19 protein-coding genes and 1 tRNA gene are annotated in these 19,898 nt (G+C 70.5%); 11 read left to right on the top strand and 9 right to left on the bottom strand.

Annotated features, from left to right (window positions below; genetic code table 11):
- Positions 1–23: 23 nt before the first annotated feature.
- The 6 genes from K4G64_RS08890 (at position 24) to K4G64_RS08865 (ending at position 5,812) form a co-directional block, all read left to right on the top strand.
- Positions 24–722, top strand: a complete 699-nt coding sequence (locus K4G64_RS08890) for an SAM-dependent methyltransferase (protein WP_221755478.1) — start codon at positions 24–26, stop codon at positions 720–722.
- Positions 719–1,369, top strand: a complete 651-nt coding sequence (locus K4G64_RS08885; protein WP_221755477.1) for a DNA cytosine methyltransferase — start codon at positions 719–721, stop codon at positions 1,367–1,369. Before K4G64_RS08890 ends, K4G64_RS08885 begins: the two co-directional genes overlap by 4 nt.
- Positions 1,366–2,214 (top strand): bifunctional DNA primase/polymerase, encoded by an 849-nt coding sequence (locus tag K4G64_RS08880; RefSeq protein ID WP_221755476.1) that lies wholly within the window; start codon positions 1,366–1,368, stop codon positions 2,212–2,214. Before K4G64_RS08885 ends, K4G64_RS08880 begins: the two co-directional genes overlap by 4 nt.
- A 3-nt stretch (positions 2,215–2,217) precedes the next feature.
- On the top strand, positions 2,218–3,693 hold the full coding sequence (locus tag K4G64_RS08875; RefSeq protein WP_221755475.1) for an ATP-binding protein: 1,476 nt from the start codon (positions 2,218–2,220) through the stop codon (positions 3,691–3,693).
- 457 nt (positions 3,694–4,150) lie between these two features.
- Positions 4,151–4,354: a helix-turn-helix domain-containing protein gene (locus tag K4G64_RS08870; protein WP_221755474.1), complete on the top strand. Its 204-nt coding sequence runs from the start codon at positions 4,151–4,153 to the stop codon at positions 4,352–4,354.
- Positions 4,355–4,426: 72 nt separating this feature from the next.
- Positions 4,427–5,812, top strand: coding sequence for a tyrosine-type recombinase/integrase (locus K4G64_RS08865; protein WP_221755473.1), 1,386 nt, complete (start codon positions 4,427–4,429; stop codon positions 5,810–5,812).
- A 45-nt stretch (positions 5,813–5,857) separates the two neighbouring features.
- Here the strand turns inward: K4G64_RS08865 and K4G64_RS08860 are convergent.
- Positions 5,858–5,931 (bottom strand) — tRNA-Thr (locus K4G64_RS08860).
- Positions 5,932–6,241: 310 nt separating this feature from the next.
- Here K4G64_RS08860 and K4G64_RS08855 point away from each other — a divergent pair.
- From K4G64_RS08855 to K4G64_RS08845, 3 genes are all read left to right on the top strand, one after another.
- Positions 6,242–7,330, top strand: coding sequence for an ABC transporter ATP-binding protein (locus K4G64_RS08855; protein ID WP_031105478.1), 1,089 nt, complete (start codon positions 6,242–6,244; stop codon positions 7,328–7,330).
- Positions 7,331–7,548: 218 nt separating this feature from the next.
- Positions 7,549–7,998 (top strand): hypothetical protein, encoded by a 450-nt coding sequence (locus K4G64_RS08850; RefSeq protein ID WP_221755472.1) that lies wholly within the window; start codon positions 7,549–7,551, stop codon positions 7,996–7,998.
- 99 nt (positions 7,999–8,097) lie between these two features.
- Entirely contained in the window at positions 8,098–8,829 is a 732-nt protein-coding gene (locus tag K4G64_RS08845; RefSeq protein ID WP_221755471.1) for a nucleotidyltransferase family protein, read from the top strand.
- Between the two features lie 268 nt (positions 8,830–9,097).
- Here K4G64_RS08845 and K4G64_RS08840 read toward each other — a convergent pair whose 3' ends face one another.
- From K4G64_RS08840 to K4G64_RS08815, 6 genes are all read right to left on the bottom strand, one after another.
- Positions 9,098–10,795, bottom strand: coding sequence for a DoxX family protein (locus K4G64_RS08840; RefSeq protein ID WP_221755470.1), 1,698 nt, complete (start codon positions 10,793–10,795; stop codon positions 9,098–9,100).
- 128 nt (positions 10,796–10,923) lie between these two features.
- Positions 10,924–11,865, bottom strand: coding sequence for a 23S rRNA (guanosine(2251)-2'-O)-methyltransferase RlmB (gene rlmB, locus K4G64_RS08835; RefSeq protein WP_221755469.1), 942 nt, complete (start codon positions 11,863–11,865; stop codon positions 10,924–10,926).
- 130 nt (positions 11,866–11,995) lie between these two features.
- Positions 11,996–13,393: a cysteine--tRNA ligase gene (gene cysS, locus K4G64_RS08830; RefSeq protein WP_221755468.1), complete on the bottom strand. Its 1,398-nt coding sequence runs from the start codon at positions 13,391–13,393 to the stop codon at positions 11,996–11,998.
- 99 nt (positions 13,394–13,492) lie between these two features.
- Positions 13,493–13,987, bottom strand: coding sequence for a 2-C-methyl-D-erythritol 2,4-cyclodiphosphate synthase (ispF, locus tag K4G64_RS08825; protein ID WP_097217387.1), 495 nt, complete (start codon positions 13,985–13,987; stop codon positions 13,493–13,495).
- The gene (gene ispD / locus K4G64_RS08820) at positions 13,977–14,741 is read right to left on the bottom strand and encodes a 2-C-methyl-D-erythritol 4-phosphate cytidylyltransferase (protein ID WP_221755467.1); all 765 of its coding nucleotides are present in this window, start codon (positions 14,739–14,741) and stop codon (positions 13,977–13,979) included. Before ispD ends, ispF begins: the two co-directional genes overlap by 11 nt.
- A 325-nt stretch (positions 14,742–15,066) precedes the next feature.
- Positions 15,067–15,549, bottom strand: a complete 483-nt coding sequence (locus K4G64_RS08815) for a CarD family transcriptional regulator (RefSeq protein ID WP_003953493.1) — start codon at positions 15,547–15,549, stop codon at positions 15,067–15,069.
- Positions 15,550–16,153: 604 nt separating this feature from the next.
- Here K4G64_RS08815 and K4G64_RS08810 point away from each other — a divergent pair.
- The gene (locus K4G64_RS08810) at positions 16,154–16,837 is read left to right on the top strand and encodes a DUF461 domain-containing protein (RefSeq protein WP_221755466.1); all 684 of its coding nucleotides are present in this window, start codon (positions 16,154–16,156) and stop codon (positions 16,835–16,837) included.
- An 84-nt stretch (positions 16,838–16,921) separates the two neighbouring features.
- Here K4G64_RS08810 and K4G64_RS08805 read toward each other — a convergent pair whose 3' ends face one another.
- Complete coding sequence (locus tag K4G64_RS08805; RefSeq protein WP_030243122.1) at positions 16,922–17,602, bottom strand: response regulator transcription factor; 681 nt, start codon at positions 17,600–17,602, stop codon at positions 16,922–16,924.
- Positions 17,599–18,891 (bottom strand): cell wall metabolism sensor histidine kinase WalK, encoded by a 1,293-nt coding sequence (locus K4G64_RS08800; protein WP_221755465.1) that lies wholly within the window; start codon positions 18,889–18,891, stop codon positions 17,599–17,601. Before K4G64_RS08800 ends, K4G64_RS08805 begins: the two co-directional genes overlap by 4 nt.
- Positions 18,892–19,157: 266 nt before the next feature.
- On the opposite strand from K4G64_RS08800, the gene phoU reads away from it, so the two are divergent.
- Complete coding sequence (gene phoU, locus K4G64_RS08795) at positions 19,158–19,859, top strand: phosphate signaling complex protein PhoU (protein WP_221755464.1); 702 nt, start codon at positions 19,158–19,160, stop codon at positions 19,857–19,859.
- Positions 19,860–19,898: the final 39 nt, after the last annotated feature.

Raw genomic sequence — 19,898 nt, 5'->3', positions numbered from 1 at the left:
CACAGAACTGGAGACCACCCAGAATGACCCATGCCACTGACATCCGGCGAGTACGCGGCTACCGACCGCGCTTACTGGATGTGTTCTGCTGCCAGGGCGGCGCGGCCAAGGGCTACGCCGACGCCGGGTTCGACGTGACCGGCGTCGACATCGCCCCGCAGCCCCGCTACCCCTTCCGGTTCGTCCAGGCCGAGGCCATCGCCTACGTCTTGGAGCACGGCGCACGGTTCGACTTCATCCACGCTTCCCCGCCGTGCCAGCACGACAGCGAGTGCCAGCGCATCCGTGGCAACGCCCACCCCGACCTGATCGCCCCCACCCGCGCCGCACTCGACGCGACCGGGCGGCCGTGGGTGCTGGAGAACGTGCGCGGCGCGGTGCCCAAGCTTCACGGGCCGGTGTTGCTGTGCGGGCCGATGTTCGGCGTGGAAACCTACCGGCACCGCTACTTCGAGCCCGGCGGCGGCTTCAGCCTCGACCAGCCGCACCACCCCGCACACCTGGTACCGCAGGCCAAGATGGGCCGCCCCGTCCCGCCCAGCCACTACGGGCAGTTCGTCGGCAACTTCTCCGGCGTCGACCTGGCCCGACGCGTCATGGGCGTGCCGTGGATGAACCGCGACGGCATCCGCGAGTGCATCCCCCCGGCCTACACCCGTCACATCGGCCAGGCCGCACTCACCCACCTCGCTACGGGCGTGCTGGAGGCGGTGGCCACGTGAACGCGCGTGTGCTGCCGCTTCGGCGGCCGAACGGTCTGCGGGTGCTGGACCTGTGCTGCGGTGCGGGCGGGCTGTCGATGGGCTACTACCTGGCCGGGTTCGACGTCGTCGGCGTCGACATCCGCCCCCAGCCCAACTACCCCTTCCCCTTCCACCAGGTCGACGGCCTGAAGTTCTGCGCCGAATACGGCCAGGACTTCGACCTGGTCCACGGTTCGTGGCCGTGTGAGCGCTACGCCACCGTCACGAAGTGGCGGGGCAATCCCGACGCGCACCCGGACCTGATCGGCCCCGGACGGAAGGTCATGCAGGCCACCGGGCGGCCGTGGGTCATGGAGAACGTCCCCGAGACCGCCACCGCCGGTGTTCTGCGTCCCGACTACCTGCTGTGCGGCACCCAGTTCGGCCTCAACCTGCGCCGACACCGCTCCTTCGAGACCTCGTGGGGCGGTGGCGGGGACCTGGTCTCGCCGTGCTGGCACCGCAAGGGCCTGCTCGCCTTCGAGCACAAGGGCGAGCGGGCCTACGCCGACGCCATGGGCTGCACCTGGATGACCAACCTCGAAGCCCGCAAAGCCGTACCCCCCGCCTACACCCAGTTCATCGCCACACAGTTCCTCACCCTGGAAGGGAGGACCGCCGCATGAGTAGCGTCCCGTCCCTGCTGGACACCGCGCTGGCTCTGGCCGCGAACGGCGTCCCGGCCCTGCCCCTGCGGGTGGGGAAGGTGCCGTTCGGCAACTGCCCCGACTGCACCGGCAACGCGTGCGGCGGCCGGCCGAACATGAAGAACCCCGGCACCTGCCGGTGCCCTGGCGTCTGCCACGCGTGGGCCGCCGCCACCACCGATCCGGCTGTTTTCACCTCCCCGGTCTGGATGGCTGCGTGGCGGCGGGCCGTCTGCATCGCCTACCACCCCGGCGGAGCCGGGCTGACCGTGGTCGACCTAGACGATGCGGACGCCATCGCGTGGGCCCGCGAGACCCTGCCCGCCACACGGACCGTGGAGACGACGCGCGGTGAGCATTGGATCTACCGGGGCATCATGACGTCGTCCAACAAAGTGCGCCCCGGTGTCGACATCAAGTCGACCATGTCCTACGCCCGCTACCTCGGTCCCGGCACCGGCACCCTGACCGCCCTGCCCGACACCGTCCGCGCGCTGACCGTGAAGGAACTGCCCGCCGTCCGGCCGGCTACCCGTTCCGTCTCCGTGCCCGCATGGTCCGGCGGCGGGCAGTGCCCGCACCGCACGCCCGCCTTCCTGGAACGCGGCATCGCCATGGCCGTGCAGCGCATCACAGCCGCCCGCAGCGCGATCCACACCACCGTGTACGGGACGTTCCTGGCGGTGCTGTCCACGCACGGCCGGTGCGGCTGCCTCACCGACACCCACGTCGCCCGCCTGTTCACCGCCGCGCAGACCAAGGGCGAGACGGCCCGGCACTGCACCGAGGCGTGGACCAACGCCCGCACCACGTTGGGACTGTGACCCGTGTCCGACGACGACAAGACCCCCGGCCGCGAGGTCATCACCGACTACGCGCGATCCCACTTCCGCTACTTCCGTACCGCCGACGGCACCGTGTACGCGCAGCGCAAGGGCCACCCCGTGGCCCGCCCGATCCGCTCCCAGGGCACCACCGGCAGCCACCGCCAGGAACTCATGGTCGGCATGTTCCGCGACGGCATCGGCGTGTTCAACGGCACCGCCCTGAAGGAGGCGCTCGACCTGATCGAAGCACTCGCGCTGAGTGAGGACGTGCAGCCCGTGCACATCCGCGTCGCCCCCGGCCACGACGGAGCGACCTGGCTGGACCTCGGGCGCGCCGACGGCCTGTCCGTGCGCATCCACCCCACCGGCTGGGACCTCACCGTCCCCGACCCGCGTGAGGTCTGCTGGCGGCGCACCCAGCTCACCGGGGAACTGCCCGTGCCGGTCAAGGACACCGACGGCAAGGGCATCGACGCGCTGCTCAGGCTGTGCAACTTCGCCACCGCCGAGACCGAGTGCCTGGCCGTCGCGTGGCTGGTCGGCTGCCTCGAACCGTCCGTCCCCGTCCCGGCCCCGTTCCTCACCGGCCCGCAAGGGGCGGGCAAGTCCACCGGCGGGCGGATGCTCGTCAGGGTCGTGGAAGGGATGAGCGGGGACCTGCGCCGAGCCCCCAAGGACGAGGAGAACCTGACCACGGCCGTGGCCGCCGGATGGGTCACGGCCCTGGACAACCTCTCCCACATGACCCCCGACATGTCCGACGCGATGTGCCGCATCGTCACCGGAGCCGAGGACGTCAAGCGGGCCCTGTTCACCGACGGGGACGTCTTCCGCGTCGGCTACCGCCGCCCCCTGCTCCTGACCGGCATCGACGTCGGGGTCATCAAGCCCGACCTCGCCGAACGGCTCCTTCCCCTGCGTCTGGAACGCCCCCGCGTCCGCCGCACCGAGGCCGAGTTGTGGGCCGACTTCACTGAAGTGCTGCCCGTCATCCTCGGCTCGCTCCTGGACCTCACCGTGCAGGTACGCGCGGCCGAAGCGGACATCCCCACCGACCTGCGCATGGCCGACTTCGCGCACCTGTGCGCACAGCTCGACGCAGCCACCGGCCTGGGAGCTCTGGCCGCCTACCGGGCCAGCCTGGACGACCTCAACGACGATGTCATCGAGGGCGACCTGCTCGCGCAGACCGTCCTCAAGCACGCCGCCGGCATCGACCCCGGCGGCGAGCAGCAGATGACGTCCGCTGAGTGGCTGCACTGCCTCACCGGCCTATACACGGGCGAGGACTTCCGGCCCCTGCCCAAGGGGTGGCCGACCACCGGCAAGGTGCTCTCCGACCGCCTCAAGCGGCTACAGCCCACCCTCGCCGCGCGGGGCGTGCTCATCGACTGGGGACGCACCAAGGCGTCCCGCTACATCGAGATCGCGCGGCCCTCCGCACCGGCCGAACCGGAACAGGAAGCGGCCTTCTGACCACGCGGCGCACTCGCCCGTAACAGCAAGAAGAGCACCCGGCCCCGCGTGCTCTTCTTGCTGTTCGGCGGCGGGGCCGCCCTGCGATGGTCGCGCCGCGAAGCGGCTCCTTCTTCAAGCTCTGAGCCGCGCACCACTACAGACACCACCCCCCTCCTTGTCCGAAGTAGGAAGACGCTGCGTCACCTGCGTCACCCAGACCCCGAAAACCGCCACTGACCTGCCCAGACAGCGGTGACGCAGACGGCCGAATCCTGCGTCACCCCGCGTCACCCGCGTCACCCGGTGACGAAGGTCTACGTCACCGGTGACATACCCCCAGGTTCCTGCGTCACCCCGAAACCGCAGGTCAGAGCCCCGGATGACGCAGATGACGCGGGTGACGCAGAAATCCCCGCCTCGGACACACACGACCCCTGAGAAGCACCCAGGTCCTTCCCCTCAAGGAGACATCCGGATGAGCACCGCGGCTGCTGTACCCATCGACCGACTCCTGTACAAGCCGGAAGAGGCTGCCGAAGTGCTCGCCCTCGGCCGCTCCACCATTTACGAGCTGATGGCCGAAGGAACCCTGAGGTACGTCAAGCGAGGTCGTTCCCGCCGCATACGTCGCAGCGACCTGGAGGCGTACGTCAACAGCCTCGAACCGATCTCCCACTGACCGCCACCACACCCAGCCCAAGGCGCCCCCGGACCGTGCGGTCCGGGGGCGCCTTCCGTATGGAGGAGCACGTTGAGCCCCCGCAAGCCGAACATGGAGTCGTCCATCTACCTGGGCAGTGACGGCTGGTTCCACGGCCGCGTCACCATGGGCGTCAAGGACGACGGCAGCCCCGACCGGCGGCACCGCCGCGCCAAGACCGAGTCCGAGATCAAGCGCAAGGTCCGCGAGCTGGAGGACCTCCGCGACAGGGGCCGCGCCCCCAAGGCCGGCCGCAAGCCGACCGTCGCCCAGTGGATGACCACCTACCTGACCGACATCGCGAGCCTGAAGCTCAAGCCCCGTTCCCTGGACGACTACTGGTCCAAGACCCGAAACGACATCATCCCCGGCATCGGGCAGCACCGAATCGACAAGCTCCAGCCTGAGCACCTGGAACGGATGTACCGGAAGATGCTCGACGCAGGGCACGCCGAATCCCACGTCCTCAAGGTGCACCGCATCCTCTCCCGCGCCCTGAAGATCGCCCACCGCCGCCGGATCATCGTCGAGAACGTGGCCACCCTCGTGGACCCGCCGACCGTCGACGAGACGGAGACGAACCCTTTCTCGATCGAGGAGGCAAAGGCATTCCTGGAGGCCGCCGCAAAGCGGCCGACCTTCATGCGCTGGGTCGTCGGCGTCGGCATGGGCTTCCGGCAGGGTGAAGCCCTGGGATTCCGGTGGAAGTACGTCGACCTCGACAACGAGCTGTTCCACCCCCAGTGGCAGCTCCAGCGCCTCACCTGGCGCCACGGCTGCAAGGACCCGCACGTCTGTGGGGAGCGACTGCACCGATTCGCTCCCTGCCCGCCCGACTGCACGACGCACAAGAGCTACAAGCGCGGCTGCCCCAAGCCGTGCCCGAAGGACTGCACGAAGCACGCCAGCACCTGCCCCGACCGCAAGGGCGGCGGACTCGTCTTCACCCGACCCAAGACCAAGAAGAGCCGGAATTCCGTGCCCATCCCGCCGCCCTTCATCCCGTACCTGCTGGAGCACAAGGCGCAGCAGGAGGAAATGCGCACTGCGGCCGGAGACGAGTGGCAGGAACATGACGCGCTCTTCACCCGGCCGGACGGCCGGCCGATCGACCCCCGCGACGACTGGGAGGAATTCAAGGACCTGCTCGCAGAAGCCGGTATCGACGACCGGCGCCAGCACGACGGCAGCCGCCACACTGCCGGCACGATCCTGAACGAGCTGGGCGTCGATCTCCCCACGATCATGGAGATCCTTCGCCACTCTCAGATCGGCCAGACCCGCCGGTACGTCAAGGGCCGATCCCACCTCGCCAAGGCCGCGATGCGCCGCATGGGAGACGCGTTCATGCCCGCCCCGGAACCCCCGACTGAGACCAGGACTGAGACCAGCGACCGGCGAGCAGCACGCGCGCAGCGTCGCCGGCGCATCCGCTGAACGGAAAACCCCAGGTCAGCCAACCGCTGACCTGGGGTCCAAGGGAGCCCCCTGTCGGATTCGAACCGACGACCTACGCATTACAAGTGCGTTGCTCTGGCCAGCTGAGCTAAGGAGGCGGGTGCCGGGTGGCGCGTTGCCGCGCGTGAGGGCGGCTCCACTGTACACAGAGGCCGTTACGCCGAGCCACGAAGTTCCGTTGCCGTTGGCCACGGGCCGTCCCACCGTGCCATGCGGCCGTGACGTGCCGCTTCGAAAATTTCCGCGAAGTTCACAGGCCCGGAACTACTGACAGACGTGTGAACGCCAGGTACCGTCCTGAGCCAGTTCACACGCGTGGACTACACCACAACGGAACACCCGTCGTGGCACCGCCTTCCTACTCGGATCGTCCGGCACGTTCCTGCCGGTAGAAGGGGTTCATTCACCATGGCCACTGTCTCGTTCGACAAGGCGACCCGGATCTACCCGGGTTCCACCAAGCCCGCCGTCGACGCGCTGGAGATCGACATCGAGGACGGGGAGTTCCTCGTTCTCGTCGGCCCCTCCGGGTGCGGAAAGTCCACCTCGCTCCGCATGCTCGCGGGGCTCGAGGACGTCAACGGCGGCGCGATCCGCATCGGTGACCGCGACGTCACGCACCTGCCGCCGAAGGACCGGGACATCGCCATGGTGTTCCAGAACTACGCGCTCTACCCGCACATGACCGTCGCCGACAACATGGGCTTCGCGCTCAAGATCGCCGGCGTCAACAAGGCGGAGATCCGGCAGAAGGTCGAGGAGGCCGCGAAGATCCTCGACCTCACCGACTACCTGGACCGCAAGCCGAAGGCGCTCTCCGGCGGTCAGCGCCAGCGTGTCGCCATGGGCCGCGCCATCGTGCGTGAGCCCCAGGTGTTCCTCATGGACGAGCCGCTGTCCAACCTGGACGCCAAGCTCCGTGTGTCCACGCGTACGCAGATCGCCTCGCTCCAGCGCCGCCTGGGCATCACCACCGTCTACGTCACCCACGACCAGGTCGAGGCCATGACGATGGGCGACCGCGTGGCGGTTCTCAAGGACGGTCTGCTCCAGCAGATCGACACCCCGCGCAACATGTACGACAAGCCCGCCAACCTCTTCGTGGCCGGCTTCATCGGCTCCCCGGCGATGAACCTCGTCGAGGTGCCGATCACCGACGGCGGCGTGAAGTTCGGCAAGTCGGTCGTGCCGGTGCAGCGCGACGCGATCGCCGCCGCCACCGACAAGACCGTCACCGTGGGCGTGCGCCCCGAGCACTTCGAGGTGGCCGGAGCGGACGCCGAGCTGGGCCTCGCGGTCACCGTCAACGTCGTCGAGGAGCTCGGCGCCGACGCATACGTCTACGGCACCGCCAAGGTCGGCGACGACTCCAAGGACCTCGTCGTCCGCGTCAGCGGCCGTGACGTCCCGGAGAAGGGCAGCCAGCTGCACGTCGTACCCCGCTCCGGCGAGACCCACGTCTTCTCGACGTCGACCGGTGCGCGTCTGTCCGACTGATCAACCAGCAGACGCACAACCCCGGGTGAATCACCCAGGTTGACGACGAGGGCCCCGCAGCGCGCTGCGGGGCCCTTCGCGTTGTCGACAAATACCCCGGCAGACCGGACGTTTCGAGCGATGTGCGTCAACCCCCTACCCGGAAAGGGGCACTCTCTCATCCCCCGAACCGGTGACTAAATGTCTACAAACCATTACCGGGCGCTACCCTCACACGCGTGAAGCACTCCATGAACCAACAGACGCGACGCGGCCGGGGCCCCGCCCGCCGGATCGGCCGCACCCTCGCATTCGTCCTGCCCGTCGTCCTGGTGCTCTCCGGGACCCTCGCGGTCACCCGAGTCAACTGGTCGGGGAACTCCACCGACCCGGTGCTGACCGCCGCGGACACCTCCGTGGTTTCCCCACGGGTCGCCAAGCGCGCCCCCCAGGACGTCCTGCGCGACAAGCTGCTGACCGAACTGCAGGAGGAGGACCCGGGCGTCGCCCTCACCCACCTCCAGCAGGCCGTCAACGGCCGCCCGTCGCTGGCGAAGCACTGCGCGTCCATCGCCCGCGCCCTCGGCCAGGCCGCCGTCCGCGTCTACGGCCCCACCCGCGCCCAGTCCTACGCGCGCCCGGTCTGCGACACCGCCTTCGCCACCGGCGTCGCGGCCGCGCACAGCTGAGCGCACCGCCCTGCCGACGGGTGGGAAGTCCATCACGGCCGGCGTGAGATCGATCGTCGGCCGCTGTCCCGGGCGGGACGCCACGTACAGTTCGTGTCCATGAGCGATCCGAGTGCCGCGTCCCGCCCCGTTCAAGCCGTCGTGCTGGCCGGCGGCCAGGGCTCCCGGCTGCGTCCGTACACCGACGACCGGCCCAAGCCGATGGTCGAGATTCCCGGGACGGGGACGCCGATCATCGGCCATCAGCTGTCCTGGCTCGCCGACGAGGGCGTGACGGACGTCGTCGTCTCCTGCGGGCATCTCGCCGAGGTGCTGCAGAAGTGGCTGGAGACGGCCGAGTTGCCCGTCTCCGTCACGACGGTCGTCGAGCCCGAGCCACTCGGACGCGGCGGCGGCCTCAAGTACGCGGCGGCGCATCTCCCTCACCCCGACCAGCCCTGGTACGCGACCAACGGGGACATCTGGACGCGCTTCTCGCTGCGCGACATGGCCGATTTCCACGCCGAGCGCGATGCCGTCGCGACGCTGGCGCTGGCGCGGCCGAGGCTGCCGTGGGGGGCTGTGCAGACCGACGGGTTCGGGCGTATCACCGACTTCATCGAGGCGCCGCCGTCGACGTTCGAGATCAACGCCGGCGTGTACGTCTTCTCCCCCGAGTTCGCCGGGCTGTTGCCGGAACGGGGTGACCATGAGCGGACGACGTTTCCCCGTCTGGCCCGTGAGCGGCGGCTGGCCGGGTTCACGATCCCCCAGGGGTCGTACTGGCGGGCCATCGACACGGCGAAGGATCTGACGGAGGCGGCGAAGGAACTGGCGGCGTTGGGGCGCTAGCCGGCTGCAGCGTGCGGTGTGCTTCTTCGTCTGCGGGTTCGTTGCGGTTGCTCGCGCAGTTCCCCGCGCCCCTGAAGGACGTCTGACTCCCCCGCATCATGAGGTGCCCTCGGCATCGCATGCGGCTGCGGGGCCGTCGTGGCTGCCCGCGCAGTTCCCCGCGCCCCTGAAGGACGTCTGGCTCCCCGGCGTCGAGACGCGCCCTGAAGGACCCGTGAAAAGGCCCCGCACCTCTCGGTGCGGGGCCTTCTGGTGTTCGAGTCGGGGTCTAGCCCAGGAGGCCGCCCACCAAGCCCGGGCGGCCCGTGGAGGAGCCGCCGCCGCCCGTGCCGCCGGTCGAGCCCGTGCCGCCCGTTGCCGTGCCGCCGCCGGAGGTGGGGCCGGTCGTGGTGCTGGGGGCCTGGTTCTCCGGGGTGGACCGCTGGGGCGGGGCCTGGCCCACCGTGCCCTGGGTCTGGCTCGGGGAGCCACCGGTGACCGTGCCCGTGTCGCGCGTGGCGTCCGGCCTGGTCGTGGTGCCCGCGCTGGGGCTCGCCGAGCCGGCCGTGGCGCCCTGCGTGGGCGACGAGGAGGCCGACGGGGTCCGCTTCTCCTGGCGCTTGCCGGGCTCGCCCGGGAGCGGGGAGCCGGGCAGCTCGTTGCGCGGGGCCGCGCCGGGACCCGGGACGACGACCCGGTCGGCGTCACGGACGGCGCCGCCGAGCAGCGAGCCGACAAGCAGGGTGATGCCGGTGACGATGGCGGTGACGAGGACACCACGGCGCAGCACATAGCGGCGCAGGTCCCAGATGTCAGCGCGGGGGCCGAGCCAGCGCCAGGCGCTGCCGGCGAGGCGGCCGTCCACGGAGTAGACGGGGGCGCCGGCGATGATCAGCGGCGACCATGCGGCGAGGTAGATGATGTCGGGGGTCTCGTAGGCGGGGACGCTCTTCCAGCTGACCGTGACCAGCAGCGCGGCCGACAGCAGGGCGCCCATACACGCGGCGACGCGCTGCCAGCAGCCCAGCACCGTCAGGACACCGACGATGACCTGGGCGAAGGCGATGACCAGACCGGCACCGACCGGGTGCTCCAAGGCGAACTGGCGCAGCGGCTCGGCCACTTCCCACGGGTGCAGCGTGTTGAGCCACTTGACCATGGAGCCGCGCTTGCCGCCTTCGAAGTAGACGGGGTCGCACAGCTTGCCCATGCCGGCGTAGATCGAGATGAAGCCGAGGAAGACGCGCAGCGGGAGCAGGACGACGCCGAGGTTCATCCGGCGGCCCGGGTAGTAGGCGTGCCGGGCCGGGTCGTCGCCGTGCCGCTTGGCCCGGCCGCCGGTGTCGTCCGCGTCGGTGGCGGACTCCTCGAACTCGGCGTCCGCGTACGCCGGTTCGTCGTAGGCGCTGCCGACCGTGCGCATGGGCGGCAGCAGCCGGGTGCTGTCGGCGGGCTCGTGGGTGCGCTGCGGGCCGACGACCGGGGTCTCGACGGTCTGGGCGAGGTCGTCCCCGTAGCCGCCGTCCCCATAGCCGTCGCCGCCGTAGCCCGCGCCCTGGTAGCCCGGGCTGTCGTAGCCCGGGCCCACGCGGGAGATGACCTGGGTGGCTCCGGTGTCGGAGGCGGGCTCGTCGGCGTGGCGGACGCTCTCGTGCCGCACGGCCTGCAGGAGCCGGTGCGCGCCGGTGTCGTCGGGGGCGGATCTGCCGCTCCAGACCACCGGCCGGCGGCGGGCGGTGGCTCCGTCCGTCTCGCCCCCCACCCGGGGCATGCGGGCGGTGTCCTCGGTGGCGGTCAGATGCCGTGCGACCCGGGGGGACTGGACGCGACGCGTCGAGACGCCCAACTGCACGCGGAAAACCGCGTGATTGACGATGACCTGCGCCGGGTCGCTCGGCACCTTCACCATGCTCAGCGCGGGAGCGTCGTCGAGTCCCGACGAGCGGTCCCCCGTGGGTGTGCGGGGTGTTCTGGTGTCCACACTCATCTAACCGAGTGACGTCGCGTTAGGACACTGCTTTGACCCGCCGGATCTGTCCGGACCCCGTCAAGCTTGTCCTCATCGCCCCGTTGACACCGGAATTACCCCGCACGGGTGAAGTTCCGGACGCTTGTTCAGCGGCGTCGGCGGGCCGCCTCGTACAGCACGATCCCCGCCGCCACACCGGCGTTGAGCGACTCGGCGCCGCCCGGCATCGGGATCCGCACGCGGACGTCACAGGTCTCCCCGACCAGCCGGGACAGGCCCTTGCCCTCGCTGCCGACGACGATGACGACGGGGCCGTCCAGCGCCGGAAGCTCGCCGACCTCGGCCTCGCCGTCGGCGGCCAGGCCGACGACCGTGATGCCGGCCTTCTTGTACGCCTCGAGGGCCCGGGTGAGGTTCGTGGCACGGGCGACCGGGGTGCGGGCCGCCGTACCGGCGGACGTCTTCCAGGCGCCGGCCGTCATGCCGGCCGCGCGGCGCTCGGGGACGACCACGCCGTGCCCGCCGAAGGCGGAGACGGAGCGGACGACCGCGCCGAGGTTGCGCGGGTCGGTGACGCCGTCGAGGGCGACGATCAGCGGGTCGACCCCGTCGTCGTAGGCGGCGGACGCCAGGTCCTCGGGGTGGGCGTACTCGTACGGCGGGACCTGGAGGACCAGGCCCTGGTGGTTGAGACCGTTGGTCATCCGGTCCAGCTCGGGACGCGGGGCCTCCATGAGGTTGATGCCGCCGCGCTCGGCGGCGACCTGGAGGGCCTCACGCACCCGCTCGTCGTTGTCGATGAACTGCTGGACGTAGAGGGTGGAGGCCGGGACGCCCTCGCGCAGCGCCTCCAGGACCGGGTTGCGTCCGACGACCAGCTCGGACGTGCCCTTGCCGCCGCGCCCGCGCACGGTGGGCCGGCGGACGGCCTGCTTCGCCTTGGCGTTGGCGACGCGGTTCTTCTTGTGTCCCTTGCGCATCTCGGCGGGCGGGGTGGGGCCCTTGCCCTCCAGGCCCCGGCGCCGCTGGCCGCCACTGCCGACCTGCGCGCCCTTCTTGCCGGACATGCGGCGGTTGTTCGCGGCCATTGAGCTACTCGTCTCCGTGAGTGTCGCGTACGTACGACTGCGTCCGTACGGCTGTGTGTGTCTGTTCCGTCTATGCAGTGTGCCGCCCGGAGGCCCGGGCGGCACAGTCGATCAGCCCGTGGGGCTCGTCTCAGCGGGGGCCGAGGCTCCAGCGCGGTCCCTGCGGGCCGTCCTCGATGACCAGGCCGGACTGGCCGAGCTGGTCGCGGATGGCGTCCGCGGTGGGCCAGTCCTTGCGGGCCCGGGCGGCCTCGCGCTGGTCGAGGACCATGCGGACGAGCGTGTCGACCACGCCGTGCAGGTCCTCGCCGCGGTCGCCCTCTCCGGCCCACTGGGGGTCCAGCGGGTCGAGGCCGAGCACGCCGAGCATGGCGCGGACCTCGGCGAGCCGGGCCACGGCGGCTTCCTTGTCGTCGGCGGCCAGCGCGCTGTTGCCCTGCCGGACGGTGGTGTGCACCACGGCGAGCGCCTGCGGCACGCCCAGGTCGTCGTCCATGGCCTCGGCGAAGGCGAGCGGCACCTCGGGGGCGGGCTCGACGACGCCGGCCTTCTCCACCACGCGCTGCACGAAGCCCTCGATCCGCGCGAACGCCGACTCGGCCTCGCGCAGTGCCTCCTCGCTGTACTCGATCATCGACCGGTAGTGCGGGGTGCCCAGGTAGTAGCGCAGCACGATGGGACGCCAGCGCTTGACCATCTCGCTGACCAGAACCGAGTTGCCGAGCGACTTGGACATCTTCTCGCCGCTCATGGTGACCCAGGCGTTGTGCACCCAGTACCGGGCGAACTCGTCGCCGTAGGCCTTGGCCTGCGCGATCTCGTTCTCGTGGTGCGGGAAGACCAGGTCGAGGCCGCCGCCGTGGATGTCGAAGGCGGTCCCGAGGTACTTGTGGGCCATCGCCGAGCACTCCAGGTGCCAGCCCGGGCGGCCGCGCCCGAACGGCGTCTCCCAGCTCGGCTCCCCCGGCTTCGCCGCCTTCCACATGGCGAAGTCACGCGGGTCGCGCTTGCCGGTGATGCCCTCCTCGGCGGGCTGCCGCATCTCGTCGAGGTCCTGCCGGGACAGCTCCAGGTAGGAGGGCCAGGAGCGGACGTCGAAGTAGACGCTGCCGTCGGCCTCGTAGGCGTGCCCGCGCTCGATGAGGCCGCGCATCATCTCGACCATCTCGGTGATGTGGCCGGTGGCCCGCGGCTCGTAGGTGGGGGGCAGGCAACCGAGCACGGTGTAGCCCTCGTTGAAGGCGCGCTCGTTCTCGTAGCCGATGGCCCACCAGGGGCGGCCCTGCTCGGCGGCCTTGTAGATGATCTTGTCGTCGATGTCGGTGACGTTCCGCACGAACGTGACGTCGTAGCCGCGGTACTCGAACCAGCGGCGCATGATGTCGAAGTTCAGCCCGGAACGGATGTGCCCGATGTGCGGGGCGGCCTGCACGGTGGCACCACACAGGTAGATCGAGACGCAACCCGGCTGGAGCGGGGCGAAGTCACGGATCTGCCGGGCGCTGGTGTCGTACAGGCGAATAGTCACCACTCCAGGGTAGTGGGCCCCGGGGTGTGCCTCAGGACCTTCACCCCGGGGGCGCACATATTCGTGACATCGGCAATGGGAACGCCCGGGGCCTTGTCTTCAGCCGGTGCGCACGACCAGCGCGGTGGCCACCGCCATCAGCCCTTCCTCCCGGCCGGGGAAGCCCAGGCCGTCCGTCGTCGCTCCCGACACCGACACCGGAGCCCCGGCCGCCTCCGACAGGAGTTTCTGGGCCTCGTCCCGGCGCTTGCCGATCTTCGGGCGGGGGCCCACCACCTGTACGGCGATGTTGCCGATCCGGAAGCCCGCCTCGCGCACGATGCGCGCGGCCTCCGTCAGGAGGGTGACTCCGGAGGCGCCCGACCACTCGGGACGACCGGTGCCGAAGTGCTGTCCGAGGTCGCCGAGACCGGCGGCGGAGAAGAGGGCGTTGCAGGCGGCGTGGGCGACGACGTCCGCGTCGGAGTGGCCGGCCAGGCCCGGGCCCGCGTCCTCCCACTTCAGGCCGGCGCACCACAGCTCGCGGCCCTCCTCGAAGGCGTGGATGTCGGTGCCGATGCCGACCTGGGGCAGAACGGGCTGGTCAGAAGCCATCGTTGAGCCTCCTGCGGGCCAGGACCGCCTCCGCGAGGACCAGGTCCAGGGGGCGGGTGACCTTGAAGGCCTCCTCGTGGCCGGGGACGGCCACGACCGTGAGGCCGAGCTGCTCGACCATGCCGGCGTCGTCGGTGACCTCGCCGGTCACCGTCTCGTGCGCCCGCACCAGCGTGGCCCGGTCGAAGCCCTGCGGGGTCTGCACCGCGCGCAGCAGCGCGCGCTCCGGCGTGGCGACGACCGGCTCCGGCTCGCCGGGGGTGCCGGCGGGCTCGACCTGCTTGACGGTGTCGGCCAGCGGCAGCGCCGGGACCACGGCCGGTGCGCCGTCCCGTACGGCCTCGATCACGGCGTCGACCGTGTCCACCGGCACCAGCGGCCGGGCCGCGTCGTGGACCAGCACGATGTCGTGGCCGGGCGGCAGCGCGTCGAGGCCGAGCTTCACGGACTCCTGGCGGCTCTGCCCGCCCGGGACCACGAGGAAGTCCGTCCGTTCGGGCAGCGCGTGCGCGTCGAGCAGCGACTTGACCTCGGCGGCACCGTCGGGCGGGGCCACGACGACGACCAGGGAGACGGCGCGGGAGGCGGCCATCGCCCGGATGGCGTGGATCAGCATGGGGGTGCCGCCCAGCGCGCGGAGTGCCTTGGGGGCGCCCGGGCCGAGCCGGACACCCCGGCCGGCGGCCGGGATCACGACCGCCGTACGGGCCGTGGAGGGGCGTGCGGGCGGCGAGGGACGCGAATCGTCAGACATCGGTTCCTGTCAGGTTTGTGTGCTGGCCTGGCGTGGGTATGGGCTGGAGGAGTGCCGGGCGCGACCCGCTCGACCGGACCCTTCCGTGACGCCGGTCGAGCCCGCTGCCCGGGCCCGGCACGCCAGACGAACAACCGGGGCGTGAGTGATAACACATCCCGGGGTGGCGGTGCATCGGGATCAGGGTATGAACATGCCGCAGCGCCCGGCGACAAGGAATTCGTCATCGGGCACCGCGGCATTTCGATGTGCAGGCGCGCGCTTGATCAGCAGCCTTGATCAGCAGCAGCCTTGACAAGCACGGCGCTGAGCGACCGGCTTCGCCTCAGGAGGCGAGAACCTCGTCGAGCAGAGCTTCGGCCTTGTCCTCGTTGGTGTTCTCCGCGAGGGCCAGCTCGCTCACCAGGATCTGGCGGGCCTTGGCGAGCATGCGCTTCTCACCGGCGGAGAGTCCACGCTCACGCTCACGACGCCACAGGTCACGCACGACTTCCGCGACCTTGATGACATCGCCCGAGGCGAGCTTCTCCAGGTTTGCCTTGTATCGACGGGACCAGTTCGTGGGCTCCTCGGCGTACGGCGCGCGCAGCACCTCGAAGACCCGGTCCAGCCCGTCCTGACCGACCACATCACGCACGCCGACGAACTCCGCATTGTCCGCTGGCACACGTACCGTCAGGTCGCCCTGGGCGACCTTCAGCACCAAGTAGGTCTTGTCCACGCCTTTGATCTGGCGAGTTTCGATAGCCTCGATCAGCGCGGCCCCGTGATGGGGATAGACCACGGTGTCGCCAACCTTGAACGTCATGTGACAGGTACCCCTTCCGTGGCTATCCAGGGTAACACGGAAACTGCGGGTTCTGAATGGCGTTTTCGCAGGTCAGGGCATATCTCGGGGCTTGACAACTCCAACAGGAACGTGCTTCGGACACGGAGTGGAAGAAGGTATTCGCAGGTGAGAGCGGCTCTCCGGGGTGAGCGAAACGCGTACGCTACACGCATCCGGAGCATCCTCCAGAAGGCCGAACATCCCCATATGTCCGGTTCCGTATGATCGACTTCCGCTACTCCGTTCGGAGGCCTGAGCCGGGTTCCGGTCGAATCCGGAATTGATCACGAGCCACCCCGTCGGGCCACCGATGATCAATTCCGAGGTGCTCCGCGCATTCCTCCACGGAACATTTGCGGTACTCCCCGGGGCTCTTAGCGGTACTCCTCGCGGCTCTTATGTGAATGCCGGACGAGCACCGCGTCAATGTGACCCGGGAGTCATGTGTGACTCAGGTGGGATCGCCGGTGACGGGGGGTCGGGTGCGGCCGGAGGAGGACGGCTCGGTAACCTAAGGCCCGCTGACAGACACTTAGGGCGGCTTTTCCGGCCGCTCCGCTCGAGTCAAGGAGTTGCCGCCGCCGTGAGCAGCAGCCTTCGACGCGGTGCCCTCGCCGCCGCCGTCACCGCGTTCTCGATCGCCTCGCTCGCCGCGTGCGGCGCCGGCAACAACGCCCAGACCCTGCAGATCCAGCCGGACAACGCGGCCACGAGCGTGGGTGACATCAAGATCCAGAACGCGATCGTCATCACGCAGCCCGACCTCGAGTCGACGGGCCCGGCCGCGGTCTCCGCGACCCTGTTCAACTCCGGCAAGAGCGCCGAGACGCTGGAGTCCATCACCCTCCCCGGCACCGGCAAGACCGCCGAGCTCAAGCCCGCCAAGGGCGGCAGCCTCAGCATCCCGCCCGGCGGCTCGCTGATCCTGGGCGGCAAGGACAACGCCGCGGCGATCCTGCCGAGCAGCCGTGAGGCCGTGCAGGACGGCAACGCCCAGAAGGTCACCTTCACCTTCAGCAAGACGGGTGCCGTGAGCCTGCGCGCGTTCGTCGTGCCCGCCGAGCACTACTTCAAGGAGTGGGGCCCGTCCGAGGTCCCGGCCGCGCCGGGCGCGTCGTCGTCCCCCTCCGGGTCGCCGTCCGGTTCCCCGGCCGAGGGTGCCTCGGGCGCGTCGGAGAGCCCCGCGGACGGCGAGACGCCGGGTGGCCACGAGGCGTCCGGCACGCCGAGCGACGCGGCCTCGGCGAGCGCGGACGCCGGTCACTGAGCAGTCGTCGTAAGAGCGAAGGGCGGGACCTCCCCGAGGGGAGGTCCCGCCCTTCGCTCTGATCCGCCGTCGTGCGCGGCCGGTCTACGGCTCGAACTTGTAGCCGAGGCCGCGGACCGTCACCAGGTAGCGCGGGGCGCCCGGGTCCGGCTCGATCTTGGCGCGCAGCCGCTTGACGTGGACGTCGAGGGTCTTGGTGTCACCGACGTAGTCGGCACCCCAGACGCGGTCGATGAGCTGCATGCGGGTCAGGACGCGGCCGGCGTTGCGCAGCAGCATCTCCAGCAGATCGAACTCCTTCAGCGGCAGGTCGATCTTGGTGCCGCCGACGGTGACCACGTGCCGGTCGACATCCATGCGGACCGGACCGGCCTCCAGGGCCGCCGGGGTGACCTCCTCGGGCTCGCCGCGGCGGCGCAGCACCGCACGGATGCGCGCGACCAGCTCGCGCGAGGAGAACGGCTTGGTGACGTAGTCGTCGGCTCCTATCTCCAGCCCGACGACCTTGTCGATCTCACTGTCCTTGGCGGTCACCATGATGACCGGGACGTTGGAGCGGCCGCGCAGCTGGCGGCACACCTCGGTGCCCGGCAGGCCGGGCAGCATCAGGTCGAGCAGGACGAGGTCGGCGCCGTTGCGCTCGAACTCGTCGAGTCCGTCGGGGCCCGTGGTCGCGACCGCGACCTCGAAGCCCTCCTTGCGGAGCATGTACGACAGGGCGTCGGAGAAGGACTCCTCGTCCTCGACGACGAGCACTCGGGTCACGGAAGGACCTCCGGGGCGGGAAGCGTTTCGTACGCGGCTGATTCGGGGGATGTGGGGGTGGACCGCCCGGCCTCCTCGTCGAGGCCCGCGCCTCCTGCGCGCTCGTGTCGGGCGGTCTGCTGATGTGCGCGGTCGCGGGCCGCACCGGCCTCCGGCAGCCGCAGGGTGAAGGTGGAGCCCTGGCCTTCGGCGCTCCACACCGCGACCTCCCCGCCGTGCGAGGCGGCCACGTGCTTCACGATCGCCAGCCCCAGTCCCGTGCCACCGGTGGCACGGGAGCGGGCCGGGTCGACGCGGTAGAAGCGCTCGAAGATGCGCTCCTTGTCCTTGTCGGAGATGCCGATGCCCTGGTCGGTGACGGCGATCTCGATGTGGTCCCCGCCGGGCGCGGTCACGCTGCGGGCCGCTATGCCGACGCGGGTGCGGGCGGGCGAGTAGTTGACCGCGTTCTCGACGAGGTTGCCGAGGGCGGCGGCGAGCTGGCCGCGGTTTCCCCATACGCGCAGGTCGGCGGTGCCTCCCGCGGCCATGGTGATCTGTTTGGCGCCGGCCTGGTGCCGGCAGCGGTCGACGGCCTCGGCGACGAGCTCGTCGACGCGGACCGGCTCGGCGTCCTCCAGCGGGTCGTCGTTCTGCACCCGTGAGAGGTCGATGAGCTCCTGCACCAGGCTGGTCAGCCGGGTGGCCTCGATCTGCATGCGGCCGGCGAACCGCTCGACGGCCTCGGGGTCGTCGGAGGCGTCCATCACGGCCTCGGAGAGCAGCGAGAGGGCGCCCACCGGCGTCTTCAGCTCGTGGCTCACGTTGGCGACGAAGTCGCGCCGGACCGCCTCGATGCGGCGGGCCTCGGTCAGGTCCTCCACGAGCAGCAGCACCAGCCGGGAGCCGAGCGGCGCGACCCGCGCGGAGACGGCCAGGGCCTCTCCGCGTCCGGTGCCGCGCCGTGGCAGGTCGAGCTCGACCTGGCGTATCTCGCCGTCCCGGCGGGTGTCCCGGGCCATCTGCAGCATCGGCTCGACGGCGAGCTTGCCGCCGCGGACCAGGCCGAGGGCGTACGCCGCCGAGCTGGCCTTGACCACGGCGTCCGCCTCGTCGAGGACGACGGCGGACGACCGGAGGACCGACAGGACCGTGTCCACGCCCGGCGGGAGCACCGCGTCGGTGTGCAGGGAGCTGCGGGTGGGGCGCTTCTGCTCGCGCTCACTCCACCGGAACGCCAGCATGGCGATGACACCGGTGAGCACCCCGGCGATCGCTGCCGCTGCGGCGACCGCCGCGTTCACGTCCATGTACCCAGGTTAGGCATGGCTCGGGCACCCTCCACAGCCGTCGGGGTGCGAGCTCGAACACTCGTCGCCCAGAGTTCACCTTGGAGCCAGTATTGGTTCATTTGGGATGACGGAAACGGACGCGTACGGGGCGGAACGTGGGAGCGTGGGGTTCGGACCGTTGGTCATACGACGGTCGTACCGCCGGTTGTTCGGTGGGCCCCGGCTCGTTCGGCGGGCCCCGGCCCGATGAACCCCCGACACAGACGCACGAGAGGGAAAGCCTGATGCGGGACGCGTACCACGAGGAACTGGACTCGATAAGCGACAGTCTGGTGGAGATGGCCCGGCTGGTCGGGTCGGCGATCGGGCGCGCCACGACCGCCATGCTCGACTCCGATCTGAAGCTGGCCGAGGCCGTCATCGAGGCCGACCAGAAGGTCGACGAGCTCCAGCACGACCTGGAGGCCCGGGCCATAGCCCTGCTGGCGCGGCAGCAGCCGGTGGCGACGGACCTGCGCATCGTCGTCACGTCGCTGCGGATGTCGGCCGACCTGGAGCGCTCGGGCGACCTCGCCCAGCACGTGGCGAAGCTCGCGCGCCTGCGCTACCCGGACCGCGCGGTCCCGAGCGACCTGCACGCCACCATCCTGGAGATGGGCCAGCTCGCGCAGCGCCTGATGGCGAAGGCCGCCGAGGTGATCATCACCAAGGACGTCGACCTGGCGCTCCAGCTGGAGCAGGACGACGACGAGATGGACCTGCTGCACCGCACCCTCTTCCAGCACCTGATGGACGACCGCTGGAAGCACGGCATCGAGACGGCCGTGGACGTCACCCTGCTCGGCCGCTACTACGAGCGGTTCGCCGACCACGCCGTGTCGGTGGCCAAGCGGGTGGTGTACCTGGTGACGGGTGAGCACGCCGACGAGCTCCAGGCGGACACGCAGCCGGAGATCCAGGCGGTCTCGGGGGCCGAGACCGCCTGACGGGCGGATTCCGGGCGCCGGCCGGGGGCGGGTGCCGGG

It is taken from the genome of Streptomyces sp. WAC04114, from assembly GCF_019733245.1.
GTDB lineage: Bacteria > Actinomycetota > Actinomycetes > Streptomycetales > Streptomycetaceae > Streptomyces > Streptomyces massasporeus_A.
The sequence above is the reverse complement of the archived record's forward strand: the minus strand, read 5'-3'. Positions and strand labels throughout refer to the sequence as shown.

Coding starts and splice junctions, on each gene's coding strand:
- K4G64_RS08890 (WP_221755478.1), top strand. CDS start 24: ATGACCCATGCCACTGACATCCGGCGAGTACGCGGCTACCGACCGCGC.
- K4G64_RS08880 (WP_221755476.1), top strand. CDS start 1,366: ATGAGTAGCGTCCCGTCCCTGCTGGACACCGCGCTGGCTCTGGCCGCG.
- K4G64_RS08870 (WP_221755474.1), top strand. CDS start 4,151: ATGAGCACCGCGGCTGCTGTACCCATCGACCGACTCCTGTACAAGCCG.
- K4G64_RS08855 (WP_031105478.1), top strand. CDS start 6,242: ATGGCCACTGTCTCGTTCGACAAGGCGACCCGGATCTACCCGGGTTCC.
- K4G64_RS08800 (WP_221755465.1), bottom strand. CDS start 18,891: ATGGACGTGAACGCGGCGGTCGCCGCAGCGGCAGCGATCGCCGGGGTG.
- rlmB (WP_221755469.1), bottom strand. CDS start 11,865: ATGGCCGCGAACAACCGCCGCATGTCCGGCAAGAAGGGCGCGCAGGTC.
- ispF (WP_097217387.1), bottom strand. CDS start 13,987: ATGGCTTCTGACCAGCCCGTTCTGCCCCAGGTCGGCATCGGCACCGAC.
- K4G64_RS08840 (WP_221755470.1), bottom strand. CDS start 10,795: ATGAGTGTGGACACCAGAACACCCCGCACACCCACGGGGGACCGCTCG.
- phoU (WP_221755464.1), top strand. CDS start 19,158: ATGCGGGACGCGTACCACGAGGAACTGGACTCGATAAGCGACAGTCTG.
- K4G64_RS08815 (WP_003953493.1), bottom strand. CDS start 15,549: ATGACGTTCAAGGTTGGCGACACCGTGGTCTATCCCCATCACGGGGCC.
- ispD (WP_221755467.1), bottom strand. CDS start 14,741: ATGTCTGACGATTCGCGTCCCTCGCCGCCCGCACGCCCCTCCACGGCC.
- K4G64_RS08845 (WP_221755471.1), top strand. CDS start 8,098: ATGAGCGATCCGAGTGCCGCGTCCCGCCCCGTTCAAGCCGTCGTGCTG.